At 41.4% G+C, this 14268-nt stretch carries 15 protein-coding genes; 7 read left to right on the top strand and 8 right to left on the bottom strand.

Annotation, left to right across the window (positions count from 1 at the left end; genetic code table 11):
- Positions 1 to 549 precede the first annotated feature (549 nt).
- Complete coding sequence (locus D1367_RS20450; protein ID WP_118168000.1) at positions 550 to 1269, top strand: hypothetical protein; 720 nt, start codon at positions 550 to 552, stop codon at positions 1267 to 1269.
- A 260-nt stretch (positions 1270 to 1529) separates the two neighbouring features.
- Here D1367_RS20450 and D1367_RS20445 read toward each other — a convergent pair whose 3' ends face one another.
- The 3 genes from D1367_RS20445 to psbA form a co-directional block, all read right to left on the bottom strand.
- Positions 1530 to 2417 (bottom strand): hypothetical protein, encoded by an 888-nt coding sequence (locus D1367_RS20445; protein WP_118167999.1) that lies wholly within the window; start codon positions 2415 to 2417, stop codon positions 1530 to 1532.
- A 52-nt stretch (positions 2418 to 2469) separates the two neighbouring features.
- Positions 2470 to 2979 (bottom strand): hypothetical protein, encoded by a 510-nt coding sequence (locus tag D1367_RS20440; protein ID WP_118167998.1) that lies wholly within the window; start codon positions 2977 to 2979, stop codon positions 2470 to 2472.
- Between the two features lie 247 nt (positions 2980 to 3226).
- A complete protein-coding gene (gene psbA / locus D1367_RS20435) occupies positions 3227 to 4309 on the bottom strand; it encodes a photosystem II q(b) protein (RefSeq protein ID WP_118167997.1) in 1083 nt (360 codons plus the stop codon).
- Positions 4310 to 4559: 250 nt separating this feature from the next.
- Here psbA and D1367_RS20430 point away from each other — a divergent pair, with 250 nt between their 5' ends.
- The gene (locus tag D1367_RS20430) at positions 4560 to 4925 is read left to right on the top strand and encodes a VOC family protein (protein WP_118167996.1); all 366 of its coding nucleotides are present in this window, start codon (positions 4560 to 4562) and stop codon (positions 4923 to 4925) included.
- A gap of 216 nt (positions 4926 to 5141) precedes the next feature.
- On the opposite strand, the gene D1367_RS20425 is transcribed toward D1367_RS20430, so the two are convergent.
- Both D1367_RS20425 and murG read right to left on the bottom strand, forming a co-directional pair.
- Positions 5142 to 6482 carry a hypothetical protein gene (locus D1367_RS20425; protein WP_118167995.1) on the bottom strand — a complete coding sequence of 447 codons (1341 nt, stop codon included), beginning with the start codon at positions 6480 to 6482 and terminating at the stop codon, positions 5142 to 5144.
- A gap of 131 nt (positions 6483 to 6613) precedes the next feature.
- Entirely contained in the window at positions 6614 to 7687 is a 1074-nt protein-coding gene (gene murG / locus D1367_RS20420; RefSeq protein ID WP_118167994.1) for an undecaprenyldiphospho-muramoylpentapeptide beta-N-acetylglucosaminyltransferase, read from the bottom strand.
- Positions 7688 to 7771: 84 nt separating this feature from the next.
- Between murG and D1367_RS20415 the strand changes: the two genes are divergently transcribed.
- Positions 7772 to 8611, top strand: coding sequence for a nuclear transport factor 2 family protein (locus D1367_RS20415; protein ID WP_118167993.1), 840 nt, complete (start codon positions 7772 to 7774; stop codon positions 8609 to 8611).
- A gap of 117 nt (positions 8612 to 8728) precedes the next feature.
- Entirely contained in the window at positions 8729 to 9502 is a 774-nt protein-coding gene (locus D1367_RS20410) for an SDR family oxidoreductase (RefSeq protein ID WP_118167992.1), read from the top strand.
- Positions 9503 to 9509: 7 nt separating this feature from the next.
- Here D1367_RS20410 and D1367_RS20405 read toward each other — a convergent pair whose 3' ends face one another.
- Positions 9510 to 10283 carry a hypothetical protein gene (locus D1367_RS20405; RefSeq protein WP_100896958.1) on the bottom strand — a complete coding sequence of 258 codons (774 nt, stop codon included), beginning with the start codon at positions 10281 to 10283 and terminating at the stop codon, positions 9510 to 9512.
- Between the two features lie 279 nt (positions 10284 to 10562).
- Positions 10563 to 10688 (bottom strand): hypothetical protein, encoded by a 126-nt coding sequence (locus D1367_RS32875; protein WP_267255638.1) that lies wholly within the window; start codon positions 10686 to 10688, stop codon positions 10563 to 10565.
- Positions 10689 to 10959: 271 nt separating this feature from the next.
- Between D1367_RS32875 and D1367_RS20395 the strand changes: the two genes are divergently transcribed.
- On the top strand, positions 10960 to 11481 hold the full coding sequence (locus D1367_RS20395; RefSeq protein WP_118167990.1) for a P-loop NTPase family protein: 522 nt from the start codon (positions 10960 to 10962) through the stop codon (positions 11479 to 11481).
- Positions 11482 to 11510: 29 nt separating this feature from the next.
- Here the strand turns inward: D1367_RS20395 and D1367_RS20390 are convergent, their stop codons facing one another.
- Positions 11511 to 11948, bottom strand: a complete 438-nt coding sequence (locus tag D1367_RS20390; protein ID WP_118167989.1) for a hypothetical protein — start codon at positions 11946 to 11948, stop codon at positions 11511 to 11513.
- Positions 11949 to 12284: 336 nt separating this feature from the next.
- Between D1367_RS20390 and D1367_RS20385 the strand changes: the two genes are divergently transcribed.
- Complete coding sequence (locus tag D1367_RS20385) at positions 12285 to 12743, top strand: tellurite resistance TerB family protein (RefSeq protein WP_118167988.1); 459 nt, start codon at positions 12285 to 12287, stop codon at positions 12741 to 12743.
- A gap of 62 nt (positions 12744 to 12805) precedes the next feature.
- Entirely contained in the window at positions 12806 to 14266 is a 1461-nt protein-coding gene (dacB, locus tag D1367_RS20380) for a D-alanyl-D-alanine carboxypeptidase/D-alanyl-D-alanine endopeptidase (protein WP_118167987.1), read from the top strand.
- Positions 14267 to 14268 lie beyond the last annotated feature (2 nt).

Here is a 14268-nt window from a genome sequence, read left to right as displayed (position 1 = left end):
TCTGGTATTCCAGTAACCTCCACAGCCAGCAACGACCCGTCCAGACCGTTGTTTTGAACAAGTACAAAAAGTATGTTCAACCAAAGGCAACTAATTTTACGCAACCAACCTGACAGATAATCTGTACTTTTGGATGCAACGCCCTATTAGAATTCATCGGTTCAGATGTTGGGCAGTGCGAATTACCGCTACTCTGCCACAAGTTAATTATACCCCGAAACGCTTACCATATAAAGGTTTTAGTTCATGAAGATTAGAAAAAGATTAGTAATAAAGCAATACGGTTCAGTTAGAGCCAAAAACCTGATTATTGCGTAGGTTGGGTTGAGGCTTTGCGAAACCCAACAAAACCTAGAGAATGTTGGGTTTCGCAAAGCCTCAACCCAACCTACATTTATCCTTAACTGAACCGTATTGAGTAATAAAGAGCGATAGTTTGTTGAGTTCCATTTGTGGAACTTGCAGCAATATAAATGTATCTTCCTGTATATCCATAAAGTATTGTAGATATCGTTAGTCTGCAATCCTTGACTCTGGATTTTCAAGAAAATGTTACGACTTTATCATTTATTATTAGGTTCTATTTTGCTGGTGTCAATACCGGTGGGAGCAAAATTTTTTCTCCCCCAATTTTCTGCACCCAAAGTGGTTAAATCCCCTGCCGTTGCGAAACTTCCTAACCCTAATGAGGGAAATATCTGGCAGAAAATTCTGGGAAATACTGCTGCTCCAACTAACTGGCAAGTTGCTTCTTGCAAGGGAAATGCGCCTTTATTGTGTGTCTCGTCCAAAGGGGAACTTTTGGGTACAGTTGAGATTAACGTTTACCCATTAGCAAACAATGAGGATTTCCAAAAGGAACTCGTAGCTGTTGGGATTCCACCTGGTTCTCAAGTAGACTACCAAAATTCCAAATACCAAACCCAGATATTATCAGCACTCAAGGCTTGGGTTGCAGATCACTACGCTGCTTTTGCCAAAGAGCGTCAGGGTGAATATGGAAAAGAGATTACTTTCTTAACCTACCCACCCCAACCAGTACCCGTTGGTAAGCTTCAGGGAATCCGCTATGGGTTCGCCGGACTTAAACAAAAAGGTGGAGTACAAGAGCAACATATCGGTCATGTTGCCTTTGATGGCAATAAACTTTACGTAATTACCACTGCCTTTGACCCAGGTTCGCAAACAGGTAAGTTTGATAAACTGGAAAACTTAGCTATTTTCCAACCTTACTTATATGCGATCGCAGCAGATTTACGTTTACCCTAATTTACATTAGGGCAATTCAATTTTAGATTTTAGATCGACGATAGTGCCACAAAGAACGAGTCTGCTTACTCTGTAAGAGTTGCAAGCTACGCTTTTAACGTCTCGTAGAGAGCGTCTTTTAGATTGAAATTTAATCCAAAATCGTTCGACTGAGAGGCTTGCCTTGAGCGACTTGTACTGAGCGTAGTCGAAGTAAGTCGAAAGGAGCCGAAGTCCAAAATCTAAAATCTAAAATTACTACTCCCCCACTCTCAATCAACCTAAATCTCAGCTACCGCCCGTTCAATCAAGCGACGTGCTAAAGTTTGCGTGCCGGTGTGTTCATAATAATTCGTTGCCACATCTAGAAATGCCGCTAGGTAATCTAACTTGTCATCGGCAATATCGGCAAAACTTTGCAAGTTGTGGACAACCTTTTGTGGTGTTAAATTATTGGCGCTAACTAGCCCATTCATCCAACCTTTAACTGAGTCAAAGCTTTCGCCAATAAAGTTGAGTTTACTACCAGCATTGTTCCCTGGAATCACATCTTTGATATTTTGGAAAGTTGAGTTTTTTTCTAACTCCTGTGGATTTGTCTGATTAAGCCCCGATATCGCTTTACTAATGAAGTCTGGCCCCAGAGGTATCAAACCATCAACGCAAACTAATGCCACCATGCGGATAAGCGACTCACCACTATACTCACCTAAAGAGGCGACAAAATCCCCAATACTATCTCCAGGAATGCCGTTAATTTGACAGAAAGCTACTAACTCAGCGACTAATTTCAATGTCAAATCGATGGTTTGAGCCTTATCAGGTTTAGGAGTAACAGAGTTTAAAAAACCCAACAAAGGAATTTTCTCGCCAACTTTGTTAGCTAAAGCTGCTGCACCAAGCGCTTTATCTGTACCATCAACGGTTTGATATAGCCACAAGGCTGTTTGGTATCCTTGAGATTTGTCGTTGAATAAATAAACCGCTCTTTCGCCAATTTGTTGAATTAAATCTTCGTCGTCTTCGCCAGTAACAGTCTTAATAGTGTTGACAAAGCCGACGGTATTTTGCCACTCTCCAGGAGCAACAAAATCGAGGGACTTCAACATAGAAATGGTCAAGCCCCCGGTTGGCAATTGATCAACTAAATCAACAATCGATTTGCTCACAAAAATCTCCTTATTTAGTTAGGTTTTGTTATCTAAATATTCGTAGTACAAATCATTTCAGTTTAGCCAGACCATTAAGATTAAACTTCTCTAGCCAATCTGCGCGATCGCTTGCTGTAAATGACGAATCACGGGAAAGTGCTTTTACTTGGTACTTACCTACCAAAATTGCAGTTTGCGTCTTACCAACTTCTACTGCGGGATAACCGCCAATCTTTTTGGTACTCTTCGAGAACTTTGCTACTGCACTAGGTGTGCTAGTGGTATCAGAAATAGATAGCAATGCTATATCTTTCCCGGCTTTTTTCAACTTCGCTTCTGCAAAGCCTTTTTTCTCTTGGGTATAGACGCGCTGGTAGCCATCACCTGCATCAGGGAAAAGTTTATTAAATTCGCTACCCTGAGTTGCGGTCTTAGACACCGCTTGACCGCTTTTTTGTTGAGTGCTTTCTTTTTGCGCCTGGTCAAAACGTCCAGGTGTTTTTGGAGTACAGGCCGTTGTCAGTAGTACCACTGACAGCAACAAAGCAGCTACTACCCTACGCCCACGGTGTAAAATCATTCTTGGCTTCTCCTTAGACTTGAGCTTTGAGGCAATTATCTGCGCTGCTAGCAATTATTACTCGTAAAATTTACTTTTTGATAATTATTGCCCAAGTTCTAAACCATAGCGGTCTACTTTTGATGCAATATCCATCATTTTGCACTTCAAAAAAACGTAACAATTAACCCAATGCAAAAACGCTCCCCCTTTTGGGAGAGCGTCTTTTACTTATAGATAATAGTGAAGATTGTATCTCAGATTATGATTAACCGTTGATAGCAGGAGCAGTAAGAGCTACAGGAGCAACATCACCAGCAGCTAAATCTAAGGGGAAGTTGTGAGCGTTACGCTCGTGCATTACTTCCATACCCAGGTTAGCCCGGTTGATTACATCAGCCCAAGTGCTGATGACGCGACCGCTTGAATCAATGATGGATTGGTTGAAGTTGAAACCGTTCAAGTTGAACGCCATTGTGCTTACACCCAAGGCGGTGAACCAGATGCCGATTACAGGCCATGCTGCTAAGAAGAAGTGCAGTGAACGGCTGTTGTTGAATGAAGCGTATTGGAAGATTAGACGACCGAAGTAGCCGTGGGCTGCAACGATGTTGTAGGTTTCTTCTTCTTGACCGAATTTGTAACCGTAGTTTTGAGATTCAGTCTCGGTTGTCTCACGAACTAGTGAAGAAGTTACAAGAGAACCGTGCATTGCAGAGAACAAACTTCCACCGAATACACCTGCTACACCTAATTGGTGGAAGGGGTGCATCAAGATGTTGTGTTCTGCTTGGAACACGATCATGAAGTTGAAGGTTCCGCTTATTCCCAAGGGCATACCATCAGAGAATGATCCTTGTCCGATTGGGTATACCAAGAAGACTGCTGTTGCTGCTGCGACTGGAGCAGAATATGCGATCGCAATCCAAGGACGCATACCTAAGCGGTAGGATAGTTCCCATTCACGACCTAAGTAGCAGAATACGCCAATCAGGAAGTGGAATATTACCAATTGGTAAGGGCCACCGTTGTACAACCACTCATCAAGGGATGCTGCTTCCCAAATTGGGTAGAAGTGTAAGCCGATGGCGTTGGAGGAAGGTACTACTGCACCGGAGATGATGTTGTTTCCGTAGATTAAGGAACCTGCAACAGGTTCACGGATGCCATCAATGTCTACTGGAGGTGCGGCGATGAAGGCGATTACGAAGCAAGCGGTAGCGGCTAAGAGGGTGGGGATCATTACTACGCCGAACCAACCGATGTAAATCCGGTTATTGGTGCTGGTGATCCATTCACAGAATCGATCCCATACGTTGGCGCTTGAGCGCTGTTGTAAGGTTGCTGTCATGGTTTTATAAGTGCGATTAGTTATTTATGAATCAGGCGGTTTTGTTTTTGCCTGTGAAACTACTTTACAATGCTTTACATTTTTTAATCAAGTTTTATTACTTCAGTAAACCTGATATAGACTATTACTTTTTCTTATATAATGCTGGTGTCAGCGCCCAAAACATAAAATAGAAAGGAATATTGTTGTTATAGACTCTGAATAGAGAGTTGATATCAATTACTACCAAAATTAGGAGGGGAGGTGTGACATGACAATTACTTTAAATCACACCATAGTGCCTGCATACGACAAGGAAGCATCAGCGAGGTTCTTTGCAAAAATTTTTGGTTTAGAGGTCGAGGTTCCCGTTGGTCACTTTGCTGCTGTGCATATAAATGAGTCACTGACGCTTGACTTCGCCGATGCTGAAGCGTTCGAGCAACATCATTATGCGTTCCATGTCAGTGATGAAGAATTTGATGCAATTTTTGCCCGCGTGAAAGAGGCAGGTATTGAATACAGTAGCGACCCCATGCATGAAAATAAAGGAGAAATTAACCACTGGAATGAAGGTCGTGGCTTCTATTTCTATGACTCCGATGGCCACAACTTAGAATTGTTGACCCGTGCATAGATATTTGATTCAAGTGAATGCATTAGACATCTGGTGAAATTAAATAAATATGCGTTACTCAGAACCCTTGTAGAGACGTAGCAGTGCTACGTCTCTACAATTCGTTTTTCACTCATATCTCTATAGCGGTTATCGATTGGATGAGAACACCAAAGTCCTTGCTGTCAAATCATTCCAGCATTTTTTTTGTATCTCACTGAACTGCACACCGCTATATTACTTTTTTACTAAAAAATATGCTGTAGCATACTCTGGCAATTGCGTGATATTCTGCCCAAATTCTTTTTTATTCTTAAATATACCTGCTAAAAAATCGAGTTGATAAAGATTGGGTAAAAAGGCTCCGCCTGTATCGGCCATGACTCCCATTTGCAGATGTTTTCGACCACCTTTAGTATGCTCAATTACAATCACTTTACCTAAACCGATATTTAAAACATCTCCAGCAAAAGTGACTCCGGGTTTAATAGAAATTTTTGCATCTATTTTGTATCCATAGCCTTTAATAGCATCAACCTCTCTAAAATACCAATAACGCTTTTGTGCTGTTGCCTTTAATCCGCGAATATAAGACATTCCATTATTTCTATCTACATTAAAAAATGCCTTATAACCATCTGTAAAGTTAATTAGGATTGTTCCTTGCATCAAAGCTTCTTCTAACCCAGTTCTAGTTAGATAAGCGAGACTTTTAACTTTTCCAAATTCTTTACCGCCTGGTTCATAAATACCAGACAAAACATCCTGCTTTGTGTATCTAGTGTAGAATTTATTGTTATTAGAGTCTTCTTTTAAACTATGAATTGGTGTATTAAAAGTAGAGGTTTTCTTACGAGAACCGGGGTGAGTAAAAACAGCATATTTGGTAATTCGTAATTGCTTTTGTTGCTTATTATTTGGGTTATAAGCAGTCCATTTGATAACTCGGAAATTGGAATTAATAAACTTGGAGTCTTGCAAACGAGTAACTCGATTATTAGCAATATCCTCCTTTAAGACAACAATCATGAAATTCAAAGTATTGAGGACATCTGGAACAGTAACGCCTTGAGTAGTAAGCATTCCTGTACGCAGAATATCTGGGTCTTCTGAACTATAATCTTGAAAATATTTTCTAGTATTAACGAGAACGGTTAATAAATCTTTTTGATTAAAGTTGACCTTACTACTTGGCAGTTTGGCTGGAGTAACAACCCGGCTGCCATTAATACTAAATTTATATTTTTTGAACTCATCTATAACTGGATAGGGTGCAGATGCGGCTAACAAATCCTGTTGAGATGATAAAGCATTTTGCTTGCCTATAATCTCATAAGATGTTTGTTTAGTGATTAAAGGATTTTTAAACTTCAAATCAAGTTTATGAACAACTTGATTTGAGGTGAGAGAAATCTGTGATTTAAGTGGGGTAATTTCTTGCTGAGTAAAAAACTTATCTTCTTGGGCTAGCTGTTTAGTTTTTAAGTGAGTATATAAATGGCTACTGGTGAAACTGACAAGCAATAAGGCAGCACAACCTACTGTGATACGGAATTTTTGGTTAAATAAGATATTCATAACCTAGAGAATAAATTTCTATTATCTCTTAGTATCTTCCATTTTTAATACTTCGGCTCCCTTCGGCTTACTTCGACTACGCTCAGTACAAGTCGCTCAGGGCAAGACGCTCAGTACAAGTTTTGAATTTTTTAAGTTTCTATCACCTCACGCACTAATTGCGCTAACTTTTCGGCACTATCGGGAACTGCGATCGCATGAGCTTTTTCCCCCATCTTTGCTAACTCATCTGGTGATTTCAACAAATTCAACACATTACTTTGCAATATTTGTGCCGTCAACTCTGACTGCTTCAGCGTTAACGCCGCACCAGATGAAGTAAATACGTCTGCATTATAAGATTGATGGTCTTCTGCGGCAAAGGGGTAAGGAATCAAAATCGCTGGCGTTCCACATACTGCCAATTCTGTCAAGCTACCAGCACCAGAACGACTAATGGCAAGAGTAGCTCGTTGCAATAATGCTGCCATATTGTTGTAAAAAGGTAAGGCTATGTACTGTGGATGTTTGAGGCTATCTGCTTCCTCGTCGCGATCGCCAGTTAAATGTACTACATAAGCACCAGCATCAAACCAAGCTTTTGCAGATTCACGCACCAACTTATTAACCGCAACTGCACCTTGGCTACCACCAAAAACAACAATTAAAGGAACCCCATCAGGAATAGCTAAATCCAGTGGCGCATTAATTGCCCCATCCAGGAATTGTGCCCTTACAGGAGTACCAACACAGACATTTTTAGCACGAGGCAAATACTTAGCAGCTACTTCAAATCCCAGCGCTACCGCGCTACACCAAGGGCCAAAAAAGCGAGTTACTTTACCAGGTATTGCGTTAGATTCGTGAAAAACCACAGGTAAACCGAGGGAACGCGCCGCAATGACAGCTGGCCCGGCAATGTAACCTCCTGTTGTAAACACCCCTTGAAAATTTCCCTGCTTCAAAATTCGCCTGACTTCTATAATCGAAAGGGCGAGTTTACCCAAAATCCGAATCGAGGAGAGTCCAAACCCTTGCTGAAACCCTTCAACTGCAATAGTATTCAAGGAATACTCTTTAGGGACAAGTTGAGTTTCTAGCCGATTGGGTACTCCCAGCCATTCTATTTGATAATCTGGAAGTTTTTGGGCCAGTGCGATCGCTGGAAACAAATGTCCACCAGTTCCACTGGCAGCTATTAATAATCGTATCGGTGCGTTTGCCATCAAACCTCTACCGTTTAGCGTCTAGCTTAACTAAGATAAAACAATTTCCTTACTTTCTCTCATCAAATCAGTAAACTCTTACCAATGACAAACATTATTACCGCTTTAGTGAGACGACAACTCAGATTTCCAGCTAGGATCTGGCTGGTTTCATTCCTGCTAACCCTTGGTTTAACAAGTGGTTGGCAACGCACTCAAGCGGCGACACGACAGCAATTAGCCCAAGCTGGTACAGCCCAAAATGCACCAGTCGATGTGAAAAACCTGTTGACACAAGTTGATGCAGCCGCCAGTCGGGGCGATGTTAAAGGGGTGTTGCAATTCTATAGCTCCAATTTCACTCATGGGGATGGATTAAACCTGCAAACCCTGGAAAAGTCTTTGACTTCACTTTGGCAACGATATCCCAAATTGCAATACAGTACAAAACTGCTATCTTCAAAAGCTGAAGGCAATGGAATTATTGCCGAAACAGAAACGAAAATAACTGGCTTACCCTCCGCTAACAGTAATAATTCGGCCCTCAATGCCACGATTAAATCGCGTCAGCGCATTGCAGGCGGAAAAATAGTCCGCCAAGACATTTTGTCAGAACGCACTCAACTTACCTCTGGCAGTAAGCCGCCCCAACTTGATATTAAATTACCAGAGCAGGTGCTGGTTGGTCAAAAGTATAGTTTTGATGCGATCGTCCAAGAGCCACTTGGTGATGATTTTCTACTAGGAACTGCGCTAGAAGAACCTATCCAAGCAGATAAGTATCTCAGCCCCACATCCGTGGATTTGGAATTACTGACATCTGGTGGACTGTTTAAAACGGCACAAGCACCATCTACCCCAGGTAGCCAGTGGGTTTCTGCTGTCATCCTGCGGGGTAATGGGATGACGATGGTAACTCAGCGCCTGCAAGTGGTGAAGAAGTAGTTAGGAGTTAGGAGTTAGGAGTTAGGAGTTATAGACGAGTGATGATAAATTATGAACTGTGAAACTTTTGTTAATTCATAATTCATAACTATTAACTCCTCACTCCTAACTATCCTAATGACTTCCCTAGAGAATCAAATCATTTTAATAACTGGTGCAAGTAGTGGTATTGGTACTGCTTGTGCGAAAATATTTGCTGGTGCGGGTGCAAAACTAATTCTAGCAGCACGACGGTTGGAGCGTTTGCAGCAGCTAGCAGATACTCTCGTTAAAGAATTTGGTATTGAAATTCATTTGTTACAGCTAGATGTGCGCGATCGCAATGCTGTTGAATTTGCCATTTCTACTCTACCCTCTGCCTGGTCTGACATCGACATTCTCATTAACAATGCTGGTCTAAGTCGTGGTTTAGACAAGTTGCACGAAGGCAGCTTTCAAGACTGGGAAGACATGATTGATACTAACGTTAAGGGTTTACTTTACGTGTCCCGCTATGTGGTTCCGGGAATGGTGAGCCGCGATCGCGGTCATGTGGTAAATTTAGGTTCCATTGCTGGACATCAAACTTATCCCGGTGGCAATGTCTACTGTGCTACCAAAGCTGCTGTGAGGGCAATTTCGGAAGGTTTAAAACAAGACCTGTTGGGAACGCGGGTACGTGTAACTTCTGTTGATCCTGGTATGGTAGAAACAGAATTTAGCAATGTCCGGTTTCACGGAGATGCTGAACGCGCCAACAAAGTATACCAAGGAGTTAAGCCCCTGACAGCAGATGATGTGGCTGATGTGATATTTTTCTGTGTGACGCGATCGCCCCATGTCAATATTAATGAAGTTGTGCTAATGCCTGTTGACCAAGCTAGTGCTACTCTAGTTAATCGGCGAACATAAATAAAAATTAAGCGGTCTTAAAAAATCGAATAATTTCGCGGACATGATCGAGAAATTGCCCGTCAGTGGAAAGTTGGGCGATCGCAGTTCGTGCTTCTCTTGCTAAACGTTCATGTTCAGTTTGATTTGTCGCCCGTAATTCTTCCAAGTTAGCCGCAATCCGGGCTAAATCTCTGCGAGTTTCTTCGGCGAAGCGTTGTTGAGTTGCGGGTAATGAATAAGATTGTTCTGGATTAAGTTGCTCCTCGAATGACTGGATTTTTTGTTCCAATATAGAGAAGCGATCGCGCAGTTCAACAATATCTTCGCGGGGATACTTCCATTCTTGGCGAATCATCGCTAACCGCGCATATAAATACTCATACGCCCGAATTGCTGGACGCAGAATTGTTAATAACAAAGCTGCGCCAGAACTTATATATCCAACCGTACTAATGCCAGTGGCAGCAAGAGTATAAAGACCAACGGCTGAGAATAAGTGTAAAGCAATGGCAACCCAGAGCGATCGCTTTGCCAACACTGTGACATACTTTACTTGTTTCTCATCAACTGGAATTCCTTTCTCTTTGGATTGTGCTGCTTCTGCTAAGACTTCTTTGGCTTGAAAATGCACATTCCAGGGTACGGTAACAATTACCAATAGCCACCAAAAACTTGCACCACCAATCACCCAATCAAGAAAGTTACCAGCAGGGATGTGCAACCATTGCAGTAAACCAAAAGCTGTTAGTACCACAATTACAATTCCAGCAATGGAACTGATGAAAAAGTTGATATACATTTTGCCCTATTTTTGGTGAAACTATACCTCGATCATGACTATACCCCAGCAGTTATACGGGAATGATTGTGATGCTTTTTGTATTTGCACACACCAGTTTTTCAATGAAATAGCTACGCCAATTAGGTTAACTCTCTTTGCTACCCTTTTGACGAAAGTAGCAATAAACATGATTGTGATGGTTTTTTTAGTTGCACATATAGCGGTTCTCGAATGGAAGCAATACAGTTTGACCTCACTTCCATTCCTCACTTCCTTTAAGGAGAGAGGCTTTGAATCTTACTCCCCTTCCCTTATAGGGAAGGGGCTGTTCTTGTTAGGGAACTCCAAAAAATAAATTATTCCACATTCAAGTCCGTTGACTGTTGACTGTTGAGTGTTGACTGAAAACTCGTGAACCGTCAACGGTCAACAGTGAACAATAGCAATGGAATACTTTTTTACTTGGAAGTTCCTTAGGTCAATATTGCACTCAACTGATAACCGCTATATATAAATAAAATGAACCACTTTCAAGGTTTGAGTCTTTTTTATGCCTCAAAAATGTTTAAGTCTCGGTAGTAAAAATCTTCTAACAACACATTTTGTAGTATAAAGGTAATATAGCTAAAACTTTTATTCTTTCGTGACAAGCTTGTGCCAAATTTGACTTGATTGCACTAAAAGGAGAGTGGCGATGAAAAAAGTAGCGGTGTTTGGCAATGCTGGAGGCGGGAAATCAACTCTAAGCAAGAAATTATCTCAAATCACTGGTTTGCCACTTTACATCTTGGACAAGATTAAATATCAATCGGGAGGCACAGAGGTTCCACATGAAGACTATAAGCACACCCATCAGCAAATTTTAGTTACTGATCGATGGATTATTGATGGGTTTGGTTGCATGGAAACTCTCTGGCTACGACTTGACGAGGCAGATACTCTGGTTTTTGTCGATTTACCGCTATATGTGCATGGATGGTGGGTAACTAAACGACTAATCACAGGTTACTTTAAACCGCCAGAAGGCTGGCCCTCCAATAGTCCAATATTAAAGAGTTCACTTACTAGCTACCGCGTGCTTTGGTTGTGTTATAAATACTTAACCCCAAAATATCGTGAGTATATCGAGCAGGCTAAAAGCATCAAAAATGTTTATCACATTCGCTCGACTAAACAAATTTCGCAATTTTTTGAACTAGTTGATGCAGGAGACTAACTTTGTTGCTTATTTACTGTTCCCCGTCGCTATTGGATGAGATAACTACGCCAAATTGATTGAGTATTTTTACTACCCTTTTCTGGAAGAAGCAATCGCCAGGTTTTGCCTTCTTGCTGAATTTGTAGGTAAACGTCAAAAGGTTTTTTTGGTTGCGTCAAGCGCCGTTTTGGTAGCTTTACAATCAAGTCGTAGGTTCCCCGAACGTGGAAAGCTGGTAAATTTTCAATCGTTAGGGGTTGTTCCTGGGTAATTGATAGCCGCTTGATTTCAAACCCTTGAAAATCTAGATCCAACTGTTGGCTAAGTTTTTGTTGAGTTTGCTCTAGCCCAAGTGCGATCGCTTTTTGCACTAACTCGCTAGTTGGTAGCAGTCCAATACTGCCACAAGCTGTCACTAGCACCAGCAATATTGCTATCAAAATTAACCGCACTATGTTATTCACTCCTTGTTCTGCTATTTTCATAAGAATACCTGTTATGCGAGAAATTCAGTCCTTCGACAAGCTCAGGAACCATCACTGTTAGCGTCGAGGTGTGCATTACTGCATCACCCATCCGAAACCGTGCTTGCGACTTTCACCGCACACGGCCTTTAGATACCGTCAAAAGTAGGTTTGATAATTCAGGGTAGCTTAACCGTTTTTATACGCAGAAAAATATATATCTGCGTATTTTTCATGAAAATAAATATTCATACCAATGCATTTTTCCGCATTCTTTTGGGAATCCTAAATTTAGGAAGCATTATAAACCGCAAGGTATGACTTCCTGAAATATCACGTAACTTTTAGAGGATAATTATGTCTAAACGCAAATTGCCCAAAGGCCGTAGTGTTAGTTCAGTTGCTCTAGAACCAGAAGTTGCGATCGCAATCCTTGGACTGTTTTCAGCTGCGGCTGACGGTGAAGGTATTTCTTCAACAGAAGAATATGCTTTAAGTGAATTTCTCGGTCAGGTTGGCTTATTTGAAGATTACTCTGAAGAAGACTTTGAAGAATTGACCGAAAAAGTCGTCAGCTTGATAGAAGAAGAAGAACCAGAAGATTTAATCGCCCAGTCCATCGAATCCTTACCGAATAAAGGCTATCGTGAAGCTGCATACATCACCGCTATCTTAGTAGTAGGGGTTGATGAGGAAGTACCCGAAGCTGAACAAGATTATATCTCTGAACTTCAAGAAGCCTTAAAGATTTCAGACGAACGCGCACAAGAACTTATAGATGGAGTGTTTGGCGAAGAAGAGGAAGAAGAAGAATAAGAGTATTAATTTACTCCCGTCGAACTAAGGTATTATCATCAAGTAGTTTTAAGAACTATCTGATGACCAGGAAAACTTCTCTTGGCTTGATGCTGCTGTTTCTGGGTACTCAAATTGGTGTTACCCAGCTAGCAGCTAAAGCACAAACCCCAGTTGCACCAACAACTACCACAAAATCAATTTGCTCTACCCAACTGGGAACAGCTATAGATGCTGTAATCAATCGTCCTTTATTTAGTCGGGTGCGCTGGGGAATTTTAGTGCAACCCCTGTCAACGGGGCCAGTTCTTTACAGTCGGGATGCTCAGAAATATTTTACTCCCGCTTCTAACCTGAAATTGCTGACAACAGCAGCTGCATTGCAGCAATTGGGTGCTAATTTTCGGATTCGCACCTCAATTTATCAGGATGGCAATGGTGTTTTACGTGTTGTCGGTAGGGGAGATCCCAGCTTAAGTGATACTCAACTGCAAACATTAGCACAGCAGCTAAAACAGAAAGGTATTACTCAAATTCAGCGATTGATAGCTGATGATAGTTTTATTCAAGGTGATATTGTTAACCCCACCTGGCAATGGGAAGATGTGCAGTCAGACTATGGCGCACCAGTCAGCAGCTTTATTCTAAATCAAAATATTTTTAGCTTAAAACTTGTACCGCAAGCTGTAGGTAAATCTTTACAAGTGGTGTGGATTGATCCTGGCGAGGCAAGACAGTGGCGGACAATTAATCAGTCAGTAACCGTTCCCCAAAATCAACCAAGCTACGTTAACATTACCCGTGAATTATCAGGAACAGTATTACGAATTCAAGGACAATTAACAGCAAATACTGAACCATCTTTAATAGATTTACCTGTAGTTGACCCTAATTATTACTTCTTACGGCGCTTCCGTGCAGCTTTAGCAACAGAAAAAATTCCTTTGGGACAAATATTAGTAGCAAATGGTGGTGTGAATCAAGAAGAAATAGCATTTGTAGAGTCGCCACCGTTATCTGAATTATTAGCAGAGACAAATCTAAATAGTAATAATCTTTATGCTGAAGCACTTTTGAGAGCATTAGCTGTGAAAAAACCCAGAGTGAATCAGACTAGCGCTGATGTAGGCTTGGCAGCTGTGAAAGCGAGTTTAACTCAATTGGGAGTTGATCCAGCCAATTATATTTTAGTGGATGGTTCGGGTTTATCGCGTCGTAACTTAGTGACACCAGAAGCTTTTGTACAAACTTTGCGAGGAATCGCAAGAACACCAACAGCATATATATATCGCGCATCTTTACCCGTGGCGGGTAAAAGTGGAACCTTAAAAGACCGCTTTCAATATACACCTGCTGAGGGCATTGTCCAAGCAAAAACAGGTACGTTAACGGGTGTAGTTTCTCTATCTGGATATATGAATGCGCCTAAATATGAGCCGTTGGTTTTTAGTATTCTCGTCAATCAATCGGAACAACCTGCAACAGTTTTGCGGCAGGCAATTGATGAAATTGTTGTGTTGTTAACACAATTGCAGCGTTGTTAACA

The organism is Nostoc sphaeroides (assembly GCF_003443655.1).
GTDB lineage: Bacteria > Cyanobacteriota > Cyanobacteriia > Cyanobacteriales > Nostocaceae > Nostoc > Nostoc sphaeroides.
Note: the sequence above shows the minus strand (reverse complement) of the source record. Positions and strands in the feature narration are given on the sequence as shown.

Bases quoted from the DNA above. Each gene is read 5' to 3' on its own strand.
- D1367_RS20450 (WP_118168000.1), top strand. From the start codon at position 550: ATGTTACGACTTTATCATTTATTATTAGGTTCTATTTTGCTGGTGTCA.
- D1367_RS20440 (WP_118167998.1), bottom strand. From the start codon at position 2,979: ATGATTTTACACCGTGGGCGTAGGGTAGTAGCTGCTTTGTTGCTGTCA.
- psbA (WP_118167997.1), bottom strand. From the start codon at position 4,309: ATGACAGCAACCTTACAACAGCGCTCAAGCGCCAACGTATGGGATCGA.
- D1367_RS20430 (WP_118167996.1), top strand. From the start codon at position 4,560: ATGACAATTACTTTAAATCACACCATAGTGCCTGCATACGACAAGGAA.
- D1367_RS20425 (WP_118167995.1), bottom strand. From the start codon at position 6,482: ATGAATATCTTATTTAACCAAAAATTCCGTATCACAGTAGGTTGTGCT.
- murG (WP_118167994.1), bottom strand. From the start codon at position 7,687: ATGGCAAACGCACCGATACGATTATTAATAGCTGCCAGTGGAACTGGT.
- D1367_RS20415 (WP_118167993.1), top strand. From the start codon at position 7,772: ATGACAAACATTATTACCGCTTTAGTGAGACGACAACTCAGATTTCCA.
- D1367_RS20410 (WP_118167992.1), top strand. From the start codon at position 8,729: ATGACTTCCCTAGAGAATCAAATCATTTTAATAACTGGTGCAAGTAGT.
- D1367_RS20405 (WP_100896958.1), bottom strand. From the start codon at position 10,283: ATGTATATCAACTTTTTCATCAGTTCCATTGCTGGAATTGTAATTGTG.
- D1367_RS20395 (WP_118167990.1), top strand. From the start codon at position 10,960: ATGAAAAAAGTAGCGGTGTTTGGCAATGCTGGAGGCGGGAAATCAACT.
- D1367_RS20390 (WP_118167989.1), bottom strand. From the start codon at position 11,948: ATGAAAATAGCAGAACAAGGAGTGAATAACATAGTGCGGTTAATTTTG.
- D1367_RS20385 (WP_118167988.1), top strand. From the start codon at position 12,285: ATGTCTAAACGCAAATTGCCCAAAGGCCGTAGTGTTAGTTCAGTTGCT.
- dacB (WP_118167987.1), top strand. From the start codon at position 12,806: ATGACCAGGAAAACTTCTCTTGGCTTGATGCTGCTGTTTCTGGGTACT.